Source organism: Commensalibacter papalotli (ex Servin-Garciduenas et al. 2014) (assembly GCF_000527695.1).
Classification (GTDB): Bacteria; Pseudomonadota; Alphaproteobacteria; order Acetobacterales; family Acetobacteraceae; genus Commensalibacter; species Commensalibacter papalotli.
In genome coordinates this window covers 1,010,808-1,025,911 of the sequence record NZ_ATSX01000001.1, presented here as the reverse complement: position 1 = coordinate 1,025,911, position 15,104 = coordinate 1,010,808, and the positions used below count along the sequence as shown (strand labels likewise).

13 protein-coding genes are annotated in these 15,104 nt (G+C 37.8%); 10 read left to right on the top strand and 3 right to left on the bottom strand.

Annotated elements, in window-relative coordinates:
- Positions 1 to 3 precede the first annotated feature (3 nt).
- From COMX_RS04700 to COMX_RS04680, 5 genes are all read left to right on the top strand, one after another.
- A complete protein-coding gene (locus COMX_RS04700; protein WP_235176759.1) occupies positions 4 to 1,974 on the top strand; it encodes a polysaccharide biosynthesis protein in 1,971 nt (656 codons plus the stop codon).
- A gap of 127 nt (positions 1,975 to 2,101) precedes the next feature.
- Positions 2,102 to 2,482, top strand: a complete 381-nt coding sequence (locus COMX_RS04695; RefSeq protein WP_034337576.1) for a VOC family protein — start codon at positions 2,102 to 2,104, stop codon at positions 2,480 to 2,482.
- Positions 2,483 to 2,553: 71 nt separating this feature from the next.
- Positions 2,554 to 3,678, top strand: a complete 1,125-nt coding sequence (locus tag COMX_RS04690; RefSeq protein ID WP_034337574.1) for a DegT/DnrJ/EryC1/StrS family aminotransferase — start codon at positions 2,554 to 2,556, stop codon at positions 3,676 to 3,678.
- Positions 3,679 to 3,689: 11 nt separating this feature from the next.
- The gene (locus COMX_RS04685; protein WP_034337571.1) at positions 3,690 to 4,196 is read left to right on the top strand and encodes a hypothetical protein; all 507 of its coding nucleotides are present in this window, start codon (positions 3,690 to 3,692) and stop codon (positions 4,194 to 4,196) included.
- Between the two features lie 19 nt (positions 4,197 to 4,215).
- Positions 4,216 to 5,499: a hypothetical protein gene (locus COMX_RS04680; protein ID WP_034337568.1), complete on the top strand. Its 1,284-nt coding sequence runs from the start codon at positions 4,216 to 4,218 to the stop codon at positions 5,497 to 5,499.
- A 67-nt stretch (positions 5,500 to 5,566) separates the two neighbouring features.
- Here COMX_RS04680 and abc-f read toward each other — a convergent pair whose 3' ends face one another.
- The gene (abc-f, locus tag COMX_RS04675; protein ID WP_034337566.1) at positions 5,567 to 7,456 is read right to left on the bottom strand and encodes a ribosomal protection-like ABC-F family protein; all 1,890 of its coding nucleotides are present in this window, start codon (positions 7,454 to 7,456) and stop codon (positions 5,567 to 5,569) included.
- A 124-nt stretch (positions 7,457 to 7,580) separates the two neighbouring features.
- Here abc-f and ndk point away from each other — a divergent pair, with 124 nt between their 5' ends.
- Positions 7,581 to 8,003: a nucleoside-diphosphate kinase gene (gene ndk, locus COMX_RS04670; RefSeq protein ID WP_034337563.1), complete on the top strand. Its 423-nt coding sequence runs from the start codon at positions 7,581 to 7,583 to the stop codon at positions 8,001 to 8,003.
- A 143-nt stretch (positions 8,004 to 8,146) separates the two neighbouring features.
- On the top strand, positions 8,147 to 8,278 hold the full coding sequence (locus COMX_RS11350) for a hypothetical protein (RefSeq protein ID WP_255343273.1): 132 nt from the start codon (positions 8,147 to 8,149) through the stop codon (positions 8,276 to 8,278).
- Between the two features lie 178 nt (positions 8,279 to 8,456).
- Here the strand turns inward: COMX_RS11350 and purN are convergent, their stop codons facing one another.
- Positions 8,457 to 9,074 (bottom strand): phosphoribosylglycinamide formyltransferase, encoded by a 618-nt coding sequence (gene purN, locus COMX_RS04660; RefSeq protein ID WP_034337557.1) that lies wholly within the window; start codon positions 9,072 to 9,074, stop codon positions 8,457 to 8,459.
- 19 nt (positions 9,075 to 9,093) lie between these two features.
- A complete protein-coding gene (gene purM / locus COMX_RS04655) occupies positions 9,094 to 10,209 on the bottom strand; it encodes a phosphoribosylformylglycinamidine cyclo-ligase (protein ID WP_034337555.1) in 1,116 nt (371 codons plus the stop codon).
- Between the two features lie 119 nt (positions 10,210 to 10,328).
- Here purM and COMX_RS04650 point away from each other — a divergent pair, with 119 nt between their 5' ends.
- From COMX_RS04650 to COMX_RS04640, 3 genes are read left to right on the top strand one after another with little or no spacing between them, the layout of a single operon-like run.
- Positions 10,329 to 11,129, top strand: a complete 801-nt coding sequence (locus tag COMX_RS04650) for a P-loop NTPase family protein (RefSeq protein ID WP_051461980.1) — start codon at positions 10,329 to 10,331, stop codon at positions 11,127 to 11,129.
- Between the two features lie 11 nt (positions 11,130 to 11,140).
- Positions 11,141 to 13,360 carry an RNA degradosome polyphosphate kinase gene (locus tag COMX_RS04645; RefSeq protein WP_034337553.1) on the top strand — a complete coding sequence of 740 codons (2,220 nt, stop codon included), beginning with the start codon at positions 11,141 to 11,143 and terminating at the stop codon, positions 13,358 to 13,360.
- A gap of 52 nt (positions 13,361 to 13,412) precedes the next feature.
- Positions 13,413 to 14,927, top strand: a complete 1,515-nt coding sequence (locus COMX_RS04640) for a Ppx/GppA family phosphatase (RefSeq protein WP_034337550.1) — start codon at positions 13,413 to 13,415, stop codon at positions 14,925 to 14,927.
- Positions 14,928 to 15,104 lie beyond the last annotated feature (177 nt).

The window sequence follows — 15,104 nt, the reverse complement described above, 5'->3', positions numbered from 1 at the left end:
GGAATGACGACATTGCAACAGTCTAATTTATCAACGACAACAAAGCAAACTAAGAGATATAATCGGATAGCGATCAATATATTTATGGACGCTATGCTTGCTGCGATTGCGGCACCTCTGGCGCGTTGGTTGTCTGATCCTCAAGGTGGATTGTTGCATCCATTATGGTTTTTAACAGGGGGAGTGTTGACTTTATTGGTTAGCGGATTGCCATTTCATATCCCACAGCAATATTGGCGTTTTTCTGGTATAGCAGATTTGTTGAATATTGCTGCTGCCTCGATTGCCAGTTCCGTTTTATTTACATGCCTTTTATTAGTTACAGGATTTTCAACGCCATCAATTACTTTCCCTATTATATACGCAATGGTTTTATTGATATTGATGGGGGGGGGGCGCGTTGGATATCGTTTATGCACTTCTGAAAATATAAAACTAGACCGTAAGAAAAAACAAAAAATCTTATTGCTAGGTAGTGATGAAGACATTGACCTTTTTATTAGAGCAACAAAAAAAGATGTGCAGAATTCCTTAAAAGTAGTAGGTCTTATTTCTTTTCGTCAAAGTCGTAAAGGACACCGTATTCATAATGCGCCTATTTTAGGTAATTTAGAAGAGTTGCCCAAAGCGTTAGCGACATTGGAATCTCAAAAAAAATTACCTTCTACTTTGGTTATCACAGGATCGGAGTTGAGAGGGCCACAGTTACGTCAACTCTTGTCGGTTGCTGAACAATGGAAAATCCAAGTAAAGAGAACGCCAAGTTTAACCAGTCTAACGCCCGCCAGCAATGTAGAATTGCAACCTATTGCTCTTGAAGAACTTTTGAACAGACCGCAAGTCCCTTTGGATGAAGAGGGAATGGAGTATATGATCAAAGATAGAGTGGTTTTGGTCACTGGGGCAGGAGGCAGTATTGGTTCAGAGTTAGTTCGACAAATCGCAAGATTATCACCCAAGTTATTAATTTTACTTGATCATAGTGAATATGCGTTATGGAAAATTAACGTAGAACTTGTAGAAAATAAAATCCCAGGTGAGCGAAAGTTAGTGCTGGCTAATATTCGTGATCAAGCAAGAATCGAAGCAGTATTTCAACATTATAAACCAGAGCTTGTTTTCCATGCAGCGGCATTAAAACATGTTCCCATGATTGAAAATAATCCTATAGAAGGGTTTTTAACGAATATTATTGGCACACGTATCATTGCCAACGCTGCGGCACAAGCAGGTGTTAAAGCACTCATTATGATTTCTACGGATAAAGCCGTTAATCCGTCTAGCTTGATGGGAACCTCCAAACGTATTGCAGAAATGTATTGCCAAGCATTGGATATGGCGATGCATCATCAGTCAGATGAAACGCAAGATATTTTGAATATTCCTGATAACAGTAAAATGCGTTGTGTTACCGTACGTTTCGGAAATGTGTTGGGATCAACAGGGTCAGTTGTGCCGCTATTTAGGCGACAATTACGTCATGGTGGCCCTTTGACAGTAACGGATCCAGAAATGAAGCGTTATTTTATGACGGTTCCAGAGGCTGTAGGTTTGGTTTTACAGGCAAGTGTGCGGGCGACTGTACATAAAAACGGAGATGTTGCAACGGATGAGATGTTGCGTAATGGGGGTATCTTTGTTTTAGATATGGGGGAACCCGTTAAAATTATTGATCTTGCACGCCAATTAATTCGTTTGGCAGGATTGAAACCAGACGAAGATATTCAAATCGTATTTACAGGATTAAGACCGGGTGAAAAACTGTTTGAAGAACTCTTTCATGGGCGTGAAGCCCCGATGCCGACAGATCATGCAGGGTTAATGATGGCGACTCCGAGAATAGTAAATTTGCTAGAGGTTAATTTTTTAATTGATCAAATTGCCGAAGCTTGTCAGCAAGAAGATGTAGAAAAAGCGATTACGATTGTTCAAAATCTTGTCCCCGAATTTAAACATAAATTGAATGAGAGTTGAAGTTTAATAAAAATTTATTCTTTATTGGCCATAACTTTATTTATACAGTCTCTTTATTAAATCTTAATTTGTGTGATAGCTTTAAATAATTAAACTTTATTTTCACATTATATTAAGGAAAGTTCTAATGTTATTTAGTCATGTGGCAGTTGGAAGCAATGATATAGAAAAATCAAAAAAATTCTATGACGCGCTCTTCAGCGTTATTGGTGGAGAAGCTCTTTCAGATCCTAAAGGGCGTTTAATGTATATTAAAGATGGTCAACTTTTATTAGTTACCAAGCCTATTGATGGTAAAGCTGCAACCTGTGGGAATGGGATAACAATTGGCTTTATCTTAAATTCTGCAGAGCAAGTAAATCAGTGGCATCAAGCTGGCATAGATCATGGTGGTAAATCGATTGAGGATCCTCCTGGTGTCAGAGAGGCAGGTAACAAAAAAATGTATTTAGCTTATTTACGTGACCCCGATGGAAATAAACTTTGTGGTTATTTTTCAATAGCGTAATTGATATAACTTTATTTAACTGATTAGGTTTAAAAAATATAATCAATTCATTTTAGCAAAAGAGAACAAAGATGAACAATATGATATCCTTTCTTGATTTAAAAAAACAACAACTTCGTTTAGGCGATGCCATTAAAAAACGTGTTGATCAAGTGTTATCGCATTGTCAATTTATTCTCGGGCCAGAAGTCCAAGAGTTAGAGGAGCGATTAGCAAACTATGTTGGGGCTAAATTTTGTGTTGGAGTTTCTTCTGGAACGGATGCAATACAAATTGCTTTGATGGCAGAAAATATTGGACCTGGCGATGCTGTATTTTTACCAGCGTTTACTTATACTGCAACAGCAGAGGTTCCTTTGGTTTTAGGGGCAACCCCAGTTTTTGTAGATATTGATCCTGAAACATTTCAGATTGATCCTACGCATTTAAAACTTTGTATTCAAAAAATTCGTAATGAGGCAAGGTTAAAACCAAAAGCGATTATTGGAGTTGATTTATTTGGACAACCAGCTCCTTGGGATGTATTACGTCAAATTGCCAAGCAAGAGCAATTATTCTTGTTAGATGATTGTGCGCAATCTTTTGGAGGAATGTATCAAGGTCACAAGCTTGGAAGTGAGGCAGATGCAACCGTTACTTCTTTCTTTCCATCTAAACCTTTTGGTGGATATGGCGATGGCGGTGCAATTTTTACCAATGATGCAGAAAAAGCCGAATTATATCGCTCCTTAAGAAGTCATGGAGAGGGCAAAACGCGGTATCAAGTATTGCGAACTGGAATGAATGGTCGTTTAGATACCATACAGGCGGCTGTTTTATTAGCGAAGTTGGATTTTTTTGATGAGGAACTATCGAGACGAGAACAAATTGCATGTTTATATGATCAACATTTAGCATCAATTGTTCAAGTTCCCATTAGAGTTCCCCAGAGTCAAAGTGCGTGGGCTATTTATTCAATTTTATTACAAGATGAACATTCACGTATTAAATTGCAAAACAAATTAAAAGAACAACATATTCCAACAGCAATTTATTATCCTTTACCCTTACATCAACAGCCCGCTTATTGTAATTCTCATGATGGCAGTGTATTACCTGTTTCAGAAAGAATATCTAAACAAATACTTGCATTGCCCATTCATCCAGAATTAACGGATCAAGAGGTTCTGCAAATTATCCATGCAATCAAAGGATAAGGCCTCGTTCTATGCGTAAACAGAATATTATTTTAACCTCACTCTTGGCATTTTGTGTTTTAGTGGTGCTGGTTGTATGGTTGTTGGTTCGTAAAGAGCTTACGCCTGTAACATTTCCTCCTGTTGTGAATGCTGAATTGATTGTTGGGCCATTACATAAAAAACGTGTTTTAACACCAGCAGAATTAAAAATTGTTCAAGATTGGATTCAAAAGAACGAAAAAGGATGGGGACCTTTGAAACGTAACCCACCCTCTACAGGGGATGTAGAAATACGTTTTAATCAGAATATTGATCCAAAAGAATATGCGGACAAGCCAAAAGAGCAACAGCCTTATCCTTTTACTTTGGTATTATGGTTGGGGATCAGCCAAGCAGATTGGAATAACAGAGTTTTTTATGAAGCAAACAAAGATGGTAAGACAAAAGTATTCTTGAAAAACTGCGATGATGATGAATTCGACCCATTAAGAAAATTGGTTGATCAGTATGATTATCAACGGACATTATTTCCCTAATTAAATAAAAGATTATCAAATGTCATCACAAGTACAAATCGCATTATTGAATAAAATATTATTATATATTTTGATATTTGTTGCTATTTTTTTTGTTATTGCAGCTAGAAGGCCTGATATTCTTTTACATCCTCAGCTTTGGGCCGAAGATGGTAAAATTTGGCTTTCAGGAGCTTATAATCAAGGGATATATTCTTTTCTTTTACCGCAAAATGGATATTATCAAACAATTTCTAGACTGACTTTTAGTATTGGATTGCTATTTGGTTTGTCTAAAGCAGCTTTGGTTGCAAATATTATTGCTATATCAATACGTTGTTGCTTGGTGATGTTTATTTTATCTTCAAGAATATCGTTTATTCATATATCTTACCGTATTGCAGCTGTTATTTATTTTTTATTTATGCCGAATCTCTCTGAGGGATATGTTAATATAACTAATGTACAATGGTATTTGTCTATATATCTTTTTATGATTATTTTTGCCGATGATGCCGAAAGTTTTAGTTGGAAGTTACATGATTATATTGTTTTGATTATTGCTGCATTGAGTGGTCCTTTTGTCATTTTTTTATCTGCATGTTTATTTATTAAACGGGTTGCACAATGGGGTGGTATAATTAATGCTGTGAAGCGAATTAATTATTTTGATATAATAATGGTTATTTGTTTTGTTATACAAGCTCTTGCCATTATTTTAACTGTCAGTTCACATGCACGATCTTCAGCTCCTTTAGGAGCTAGCTTTTCACTATTAATTAAAATTTTATCAACTCGTATCGTTTTGGGAACTTTTTTTTCTAACGATATGGTTTTTAATTTTGCGTCTAAAGAATGTTTTGTTTTTTTTAAAGGCTGGTTAAGTTTTGCTTTGATGTTTGTGGTTATGATTAGTATTTGTAAAGCAATTATATCTTCTGGATGGCGTTTTTGGATATCTGTAATTTTCCCTTCATTGATTATTGGTTTTACTTTGGCTAATCCAATGATGAGTTTAACAGAGGATCAATGGCCAACTTTTTTGATACCAGGTGGAGGAGAAAGATACTTTTTTATTACTAATTTTGCTTTTTTTTGTTTCATTTTATTTATAATTAGCCAAATGGGAAAATTCTCGCAGGCTTTATTATCTTGTTTAATGATATGCATAGTACCTTTGTTCTTTTTAAATTTTTCGATACCACCTTTGGCTCATGTTGGGTTTAGAGAGGATATTAAAAAATTTGATTTGCTACCAAAAGGGCAAGAAATGTCTATTCGAATTAACCCACAAGGTTGGCAGATGGATTTAAAAAAGAAATAAGCTATCAAATGAATGAGTAGTAAATAAATATTTTTATTTTTATTTTTATTTACTACATTGTTTTAAGTTACTCTTGATTTTCTTCCAACTCTGTATGGAGTTCTAGCCATAACTCTTCAGCTTCGGTTTGTTGTTTTTGAAAATCAGCCATTTTAATCTGAATGGCGGTGATTTCTTCTGGTTTGGCAGAGCTATAAAATTTTGTATCGGAAAGTTTATCCTCTAGTTTTTGAATCTCAGAAGAGCATTTGTTCATTATTTTTTCAGCATCTTTAATTTTGTTACGTAAAGGTTGAAGTAATTTACGTTTTTCTGCTCTTTCTTTTCGAGCTTCTTTTTGAGAGCTGCCACCAGAGTTACTTTCTGATTTTGCTTGTTGATTGGCTTCTTTTCGTTGATCATCCAACCATTGGCGATACTCTTTAATATCTCCATCAAAGGGTGCCACGGTACCGTTATTGACGAGCCACAAGGTGTCTGCGATTAATTCAATCAAGCGTGCATCATGGGAAATAAGAATAACTGCACCTTGAAAGGCTGACAGAGCATGAACCAGAGATTCCTTGGCATCCAGATCCAGATGGTTGGTTGGCTCATCAAGCAGTAAAATATTGGGGTTATGACGTGTGGCTAATGCCAGTACTAACCGTGCTTTTTCTCCACCAGACAAAGAGTTGACTTTGGTATCTACACGATCTGCATCTAGACCAAAACGTGCAAGTTGAGCACGAAGTTCGGTAGGAGCAGCTTTGGGTAAAGCAGTTTGAATATGTTGAAGAGGGGTTTGCTCGGGGATAAGATCTTCCAGTTGATGCTGGGCAAAATATCCTACAGATAATTTAGGATTATTTTGAATAGTGCCGGTAAAAGGGTTTAACCGTCCAGCTATCAGCTTAATAAAAGTTGATTTACCATTACCATTCGCTCCCAACAAGGCAATACGATCATCGGGGTCAATACGTAGGGAGAGATTAGATAGAATAGTGCGATCCCCATATCCAGCATTTACTTGGTGCAAAGTAATCAGCGGTGGAGGAAGTTCTATGGGTTGTGGAAACTCAAAGTGAATAGGGGTTTCTTCAACGATTGCTTGTAATGGTGGTAGTTTTTCAAGGGCTTTTAATCGAGCTTGTGCTTGGCGTGCTTTGGTGGCTTTGGCTCTGAAACGATCTACAAAAGACTGCATATGCGCGCGTTTGGCGGCAATTTTTTCGACTTCTCTATTTTGCTGTAAGGCTTTTTCATTTTTAATACGAATGAACTCTTCATACCCACCGATTGTCAAAGAAAGTTTGCGTTGATGTAAATGGGCGATCGCATTAACAGAGCTGTCTAATAAGTTACGATCATGACTGACGATCAAAGCGCTACCAGGAAAAGCCTCTAACCAAGATTCTAACCATAAGGTAGCTTCTAAATCCAAATGGTTGGTAGGCTCATCAAGTAATAAAAGATCAGGATTTAAAAACAAGGTGCTGGCCAAGGCAACACGCATACGCCATCCACCAGAAAAATCAGAGACTGAACGTTGTTGGTTTTCTTCGTTAAAGCCCAACCCTGCTAAAATAATAGCAGCGCGGGCAGGGGCGCTGTCGGCATTAATTGCGATAAGACGTTCGTGGACTTCTGCCAGTCTATACCCATCTTGGATTGTTTCTGCTTCGTGCAATAGACTCGCACGTTCTTGATCAGCAGCCAAGACAGTATCAATTAAGGATAGAGGACCAGAAGGAGCCTCTTGTTTTACACGAGCCATTCTGATTCGGCTTGGAATTAGGATTTCACCATCATCAATAGGCATATCCCCAGCGATAGCGGCCAGTAATGTAGATTTTCCTGTACCATTACGCCCAACCAATCCTACTTTTTGGCCATTTTCAATGGTTAAAGAAGCATTTTCCAAAAGGGGGCGACCGAAAATGCGAAGGGTCAGATTATTGATAACCAGAGTGCTCACAACGTTGCTCGTGTAAAATAGTGTAAATAATGATCGACAAAATAATAAAATTTCCTTTATTTACCAATAACGCGTGTCATTTACAAAGAATGATTTGCTTTATATCGAAATAAGGAAATATATCATGGCTATTCAAAGAACATTATCAATTTTAAAACCAGATGCAACACGTCGTAACTTAACAGGTAAAATTAATGCTGTTATCGAAAGCACTGGCCTTAAAATTGTTGCGCAAAAACGTTTGCAATTAACCCAAGCTCAGGCAGAAGCTTTTTATGCAGTTCATAAAGAACGCCCTTTCTTTGGTGAGTTAGTATCTTTCATGATCAGTGGCCCAGTTGTTGCTCAAGTTTTAGAAGGCGAAGACGCAGTTCAAAAAAACCGTGACATTATGGGTGCAACAAACCCTAAAGACGCTGCACCACATACTGTACGTGCTCAATTTGCTGAATCAATCGAAGCTAACTCTGTTCATGGTTCTGATTCTGCTGAAAATGCAGTAAATGAAATTAAATTCTTCTTTGCTGAAATCGAAATTAACGCTTAATTATTAAGCTGTTTAATTTGCTTTTTTTATGGGCTGTAAAGGAAACTTTCAGCCCTTTTTGTTTTAATATTTTAAATATTTTTTCTAAAGTAAATGCCTTTTATATTAAGATAAATTTTTATTTTGTAAGAGGTTATAAGAAAATGTCAGTTACATCTAAAGGTGATCTTAAAAGTGCACTGGAAAAGGCTACTTTAGATCAATTAAATGCCAAATGTAAGCGTGTAGAAAAGTTTTTTTTGATTGATATCATAAGAAGATTAATATTAGATTAAAAGGAACTAGCCTTAATAATTCATCATTTGAAATAACGGGTGATATTGATAATGTTGAAGATGTTACAAAAATAGTTTTGGAACAAATTAAAAAAATGTAGATAATAATTATATTTATATTTTGGATCAGGTTATTTCATCAAAAAAGCCCAAGAAATATTCTTTCTTGAGCTTTGTTTTAACCATTTATGAGTGCGTCAACGCTTGCCTCAGGTTCTTCTTTATGTATAAAGTTTTTTAAGACTTGAGAGTAAAGAAGATGTTCTTGTTTCAATAAACGCTTGGCAAGACTATGCTCTGTATCGTCGGGAAGAATAGGAACAATGGCTTGGCCTAGGATAGGGCCTTCATCCATAACTTCAGTGACAATATGCACGGTACACCCATGCACTTTCATGCCAGCCTTGATGGCTTTGGCATGCGTATCCAGACCTGGAAATAATGGTAAGATACTGGGATGGATATTAAGAATTTTACCTTCCCAATTATTAATTAAGAATGGGGTTAAAATCCGCATATATCCAGCAAGGCACACCACTGAAATATTGTGAGCTTGCAGGGCGGCATCAATTTGACGTTCGTGTGCTTGGCGATCTTTGCCAAAACCATGATGGTCTATAACCTGAGTTGGAATACCAGCTTCTCGGGCAGCATCCAACCCAGCAGCATCAGGGTTGTTGCTGATCACCAGTTTAATAGAGGCAGGAAAAGAAGGTTTTTTACAAGCCTCAATCAGGGCATCCATATTGCTGCCCCGACCACTGATAAGTATCGCAATCCGTTCTTTAAAAGTCATAAGCGTTTCCTGTTAGGGGTTAGTCTTCACCTGAAATAAAGGTAAAGTCTGGAAAATCGCTAAATTCAACTGTTGGCTCACTGTTTTGATCTTCCGCTGCGGTAATATGACCAATGACATAGGCCTCGGTATCTGTATCTTTGAGTAGCTCATTAACTGCAGCAACGTCAGAAACAATTAAAATCATACCGATACCACAGTTAAAGACTTTTAACATTTCTTCAGTAGATACTTTTCCCGCATATGCTAACCATGAAAAGACAGCAGGCATAGGCCAGCTTTCTCCATCAATAATCGCAACACTTCCTTTGGGCATTACGCGTGGAAGGTTTCCTGGAATACCACCCCCTGTAATATGAGCAGCACCATGAAGTAATCCTGCATTATGTAAAGCAATAACAGGTTTAACATATAATTTTGTCGGTGCCAGCAAAGCTTCACCCAAAAGTTGATCTGGATCAAAAGGAGCAATATCATCCCAAGCAAGATTTTGAGATTTAACGATTGAACGAATTAAAGAAAAGCCATTAGAGTGAGGACCACTAGAAGCCAAACCAATAATTTTGGCACCAGGCGCGATATTTTGAGGAAGTAAAGAATCTCTTTCGACAGCTCCCACGGCAAAACCGGCCAAATCATAATGACCATGTTGATACATCCCTGGCATTTCAGCTGTTTCGCCACCGATTAATGCACATCCACAATCCTCACAAGCATTACTGATCCCTGTGATAACGCGTTGTGCCTGTTCAAGTTCCAGCTTTCCTGTGGCAAAATAATCAAGGAAAAATAGAGGTTTCGCCCCTTGGACAATCAAATCATTAACGCACATACCAACAAGGTCAAATCCTAGGTTGTCACAAAGACTTGTTTCAATGGCCAATAATAACTTGGTACCAACACCATCCGTACCAGAAACGAGGATAGGATCTTTGAACCCTGCGGCTTTGACATCAAATAAAGCACCAAACCCCCCAAGATTACCCATGACACCTGGTTGGCGTGTTTTAGAAACAGCTGGTTTGATTGCTTCAATTAAAGCATCCCCAGCTGCTATATCTACGCCAGACTGTGCATAGGTTGCACTGTCATTTTCACAAGGGGTTTGTTTCGGTTCTGAGAAATCTGAAGTCATTATTAAGCAGCCTTTTATCTATATACTTGAAGTAATTGACGTTGAATTTGATTATGAATGATTTTTGCTTCATATTAAACTTATATTTACGGGCAGATATGATTTTTGGCAAAGCAAGAATGCAGAAAAAAATACAACAACAGCATTTTATAGAGCATTCGCGGCAGTTGGCATTGCCTTTTCCCTATACTCCGCGCTTTATTTACTCAGAATTTATCAGTGCACCCTCTAATGCAGGGGCCAGAGCGTGGCTGGGAATTAATCAGCGTGTTCGCTCTGTTCCTGATTGGCCAGATCAACGGTTGGCTATATGGGGCGATTCTGGTACGGGGAAAACCCATTTGTTACAAATATGGGCAGAAAAAGAATCTGCTTTATTTTTACCAGGATCAATCTTGGCTCAAAATTCTTCGGTTTATTGGCTGGAACAAATAAAAGAAGAATGGGTCAAAGCATTGGTTATAGATGATGCAGATATCATCACAAATTCGAATGCATTATTGCATTTATTAAACCTTGCTAAGGAATTGAACCTTTCTATTATTCTAAGTGGTCGCTCTCCACCAGCACGGTGGGATGTTGGTTTGCCTGACTTGGCTAGTCGGTTGCGGGCAATGACGACGGTTAAAATTGAACAGCCAGAAGATGAGTTGTTACGTATTTTATTTTTACGCTTGTTAGCTGAACGACAACTTATCGTATCGTCTTCTATGATAGAATGGTTGATTATTCGATTGCCCAGAACGGCTTTTGCGATTCGAGATGCCGTAAATCGTTTGGATAAAGCCACCCTAGCTGATGGAGGTGGGGTTACAAGAAATTTAGCAATCCGTGTATTAGAAGATTTACTTTCCTTTGATTTTGTAGAATCATTAAAGGATACTGAGGAGACATTATTTTTTTCTGACTTGAAATTTTAAAGTAGGATTCGATGACGCCCAAACCAAAAAATGCTGAGAGTAAACCAGTAAGTCAATCCGTTAATAAAACAACAACGGTGCGAGCTCGCAAAGTGGCGCCTAATCGCAAAGTTGTGCCTGCGCACGTAAAGCCAGAAATTGTTACCGTGCCCATTAAAAAAAGCCCAGAGCGATTTATTAATCGCGAATTATCTTGGCTGGGGTTCAACCAAAGAGTTGTCGAAGAAGCTCAAAATATCAGAAACCCTTTGTTGGAACGGTTACGTTTTTTATCGATCAGTGCTAGTAATCTTGATGAGTTTTACTCTGTTCGCGTAGCAGGGTTGGCAGGACAAGTCAGAGAGAAATTGATTACATCTTCTCCTGATGGATTAACGCCTGCTCAACAAATGGCTGCGATCAGAGAACGTGTAAAAGGCCTGTTTGCAGATCAGCAAGACACTTATACAAAGCTAAAGCAATTATTAGCAGAAACGGGTATAGTTGTTAGTCAGTCTCATGATTTAACTCATGATGATCTGTCCTGGTTAAAAACCTATTTTCTAGAGCGAATATTCCCTATATTAACACCTATAGCGCTAGATCCAGCTCATCCTGTTCCTTTTATACCCAATTTAAATATGGCACTTGCATTACGTTTGATAAGCCAAAGGAACGATCGTAATCGTAAATATGTATTAATTTTATTACCCTCGCAGCTTCCCAGATTTGTAGCGTTACCCATCTCAACAAAGCATCCTAAAATACAACGCTTTGTTTTATTGGAAGATATTATTACGCAGTTTATATCTATTATATTTCCAGGTTATAAAATCGGAAATTATGGGCTTCTGCGTGTAATTCGTGATACAGATGTTGAGTTTGAGGAAGAAGCTGAGGATTTAGTACGCTCCTATGAAACGGCGTTGAAACGTAGGCGCAGAGGGGTTGTTATTCATCTGGATATAGATAATCAGCTGCCAAGTAAGTTAGCTGATATGGTTGCACATGCGTTGGAAGTCCCTCCAGAAGAAGTCACTGTGCATCATGGATTATTAGGGATGGTCGATGTAAAACAACTTATCGTTGATAATCGACCTGATCTATTGTTTCCATATTATAAATCTCTTATTCCTGCGCGTATTCGTGAATGTGGAGGGGATATTTTTACCGCGCTTCGTTCCAAGGATTTATTAGTTTATCATCCATTTGAAAGCTTTGATGTTGTTGTACAGTTTTTACGTCAAGCAGCCCAAGATCCTCAAGTGCTGGCTATTAAACAAACGCTTTACCGCACTTCTAGCAACAGTCCAATTGTCAGAGCCTTGATTGAGGCTGCAGAAAGTGGAAAATCGGTTACGGCTATTGTTGAGTTACGTGCAAGATTTGATGAGGAAGCAAATATTCGTTTGTCACGTGATCTTGAGGCAGCTGGTGTGCAAGTGGTTTTTGGATTTGCAGACTGGAAAACACATGCAAAGCTCAGTCTTGTTGTTCGCAAAGAGGGGAATGTTATTCGAACTTATGCTCATTTTGGCACAGGAAATTATCATCCGATTACAGCAAAAATATATACTGATTTATCATATTTTACCTGTAACCCCAAACTTACGCGCGATGCGGCAAAATTATTTAACTATGTAACTGGATATGCACGTCCTTCACAGATGGAATCTATCGCTTTTTCTCCGCTAACTATTCGTAAAACTTTAAATGAGCTAATTGATCAAGAAATTGACTTTGTGAAAGCGGGTAAGGCAGGTTCCATATGGTTAAAAATTAACTCTTTGGTAGATCCAAGGCTTATTGATCGCCTTTATGAAGCGTCTTGTGCAGGGGTTAAGATTTCGATTATTGTTCGCGGGATTTGCTGTTTAAGACCTGGTGTTATTGGATTATCCGAAAATATAAAAGTCAAATCCATCGTTGGACGTTTTCTTGAACATGCAAGGATATTTGTGTTCGGCAATGGGCACGAGCTTCCTTCTAAATATGCCAAGGTTTATATGTCTTCTGCTGATTGGATGGAACGTAATATGGATCGTCGTATCGAGGAAATGATTCCTATTATTCCAGAGGAAATTCATGATAAAGTGCTTAACCAATTAATGGTTGCAAATTTGAAAGATAATTTGCAATCATGGCGTTTGGATCATGATAAAAATTGGCGAAGAGTAGAGCCAACAGATAAGCCTTTTTCGGCTCATGAATATTTCATGGAAAACCCATCTTTGACGGCAAAAAAGCATTAACTTTCAATCAATACTAAAGATACGTGAACATTAAACGATAAGGGTCATTTATATGAATTCTCACTCCTTGATACGCTCAGCAATTGTTGATTTAGGTTCTAATTCTGTTCGTTTGGTCGTTTTTGAGGGGAGAGAACGCAATCCCGTAATTATTTTTAATGAAAAAGCAACTCTTAGATTAGGTAGTGGTTTAGAAACGACTAAAAAGCTTAATCTTAAGGGCGTGGCTTTGGCAGAAGGCGTTTTTAAACGGTTTTATGCTGTGGCCACAACGATGGGTGCTGATCCTTTTGTTGTACTCGCAACAGCTGCGGTCAGAGATGCAACTGATGGACCAGAATTTATTGAAAAGCTGAAGCAATGGATGCCCAATGTTCCCATTCAAATTTTAACTGGGGAACAAGAGGCTGATTATGCAGCAGCAGGTGTTTTATGTAGCATTTCAAATGCAGATGGTGTTGTTGCTGATATTGGTGGCGGATCCATGGAGTTGGTGCAGATACGGGGTCAACAACGTTTTAACGCCCAAACATTGCCTTTGGGTGTTATTCGATTGATGGATCGTTCCGAGAAAAAACTTTCCAAAGCTAAACAGATTGTAAATAAAGATTTAAAAACAGTTGAGTGGATGGATGAAGTTAAGAAAAGAAATCTATATTTAGTGGGTGGTGCGTTTCGTGCCATGGCTCAGCTTTATATGGAATTTACTTCTTATCCACTTTCAATTGTTCATTACTATACGCTTCCTTATGATGAAGCAAAACGTATGGTTGAATGGACGATAGAAAAATCCAAAGGAGGGGTAAATAATATTCCTACCTTCATTCATAAACGCTTGAATGATTTGCCTTATGCGGCAACTGTTTTGGGTCAACTCTTGATGAGAATGCGCCCTGAAAAAATTGTCTTTTGTGCGGAGGGGGTGCGTGAAGGATGGTATATGCGTAATGTGGTTTCTGAAATAGCAAGATATCAAGATCCACAAGAAGCAGCAGCATTGGATATCAGTGAACGTTTAGGAAGAGTAAAAGAATTTCCTTTGGCATTAATGCAATGGACCAGCAATTTATTTAAAAATGAAAACGTTAATATGAAAAGATTACGTTGGAATGCATGTTTAATTTCCGATGCAGGATGTCATGATCATCCATCTTATCGTAAAGAGCAATCTTATTTTAGAATTTTATGTATGGCGGGCATGGCTTTTGACCATCCAACTCGAGCTTTCTTAGCGTTAACAACAGCAATGCGTTATGAGGCAGATGTTGATGAGGGATTTCTATCTTCTGCAAGAAAAATTTTGACACATAAACAGTTTGAACAAGCGATTATTTTAGGGATGGCTTTTCGGGTTGCTTATACCTTATCTGGGAACTTACCCAGTTTACTATTAAGAACACGGTTGAAAGTAGGTAAAAAGAAATTAACATTATATTTCTCTCATAACCTTGATGCGGTAATTAGTGATGCCGTGACAAGACGCCTAAGTCGTCTAGGACAATTAATGGGTGTTGAAACTCAATTATTACCAGAGCACGAAGATGAATCTAAACTATTAGTAAAATAACAACAGAATATTTTTGAATTAGGATATTCATTACTGTGTATCCTAATTACAAAGTTACATTTATTTTTTTATACCTATCCATTTTATATAAATTGATGGATAAAATCCTAAGCCTAGTGCAACGATAAATGCGTTGATTGAGGTCAGATTGATCCAGATCAACCATCCTGGATTGTC

Coding starts and splice junctions, on each gene's coding strand:
- COMX_RS04700 (WP_235176759.1), top strand. CDS start 4: ATGACGACATTGCAACAGTCTAATTTATCAACGACAACAAAGCAAACT.
- COMX_RS04695 (WP_034337576.1), top strand. CDS start 2,102: ATGTTATTTAGTCATGTGGCAGTTGGAAGCAATGATATAGAAAAATCA.
- COMX_RS04690 (WP_034337574.1), top strand. CDS start 2,554: ATGAACAATATGATATCCTTTCTTGATTTAAAAAAACAACAACTTCGT.
- COMX_RS04685 (WP_034337571.1), top strand. CDS start 3,690: ATGCGTAAACAGAATATTATTTTAACCTCACTCTTGGCATTTTGTGTT.
- COMX_RS04680 (WP_034337568.1), top strand. CDS start 4,216: ATGTCATCACAAGTACAAATCGCATTATTGAATAAAATATTATTATAT.
- ndk (WP_034337563.1), top strand. CDS start 7,581: ATGGCTATTCAAAGAACATTATCAATTTTAAAACCAGATGCAACACGT.
- COMX_RS11350 (WP_255343273.1), top strand. CDS start 8,147: ATGTCAGTTACATCTAAAGGTGATCTTAAAAGTGCACTGGAAAAGGCT.
- purN (WP_034337557.1), bottom strand. CDS start 9,074: ATGACTTTTAAAGAACGGATTGCGATACTTATCAGTGGTCGGGGCAGC.
- purM (WP_034337555.1), bottom strand. CDS start 10,209: ATGACTTCAGATTTCTCAGAACCGAAACAAACCCCTTGTGAAAATGAC.
- COMX_RS04650 (WP_051461980.1), top strand. CDS start 10,329: ATGCAGAAAAAAATACAACAACAGCATTTTATAGAGCATTCGCGGCAG.
- COMX_RS04645 (WP_034337553.1), top strand. CDS start 11,141: ATGACGCCCAAACCAAAAAATGCTGAGAGTAAACCAGTAAGTCAATCC.
- COMX_RS04640 (WP_034337550.1), top strand. CDS start 13,413: ATGAATTCTCACTCCTTGATACGCTCAGCAATTGTTGATTTAGGTTCT.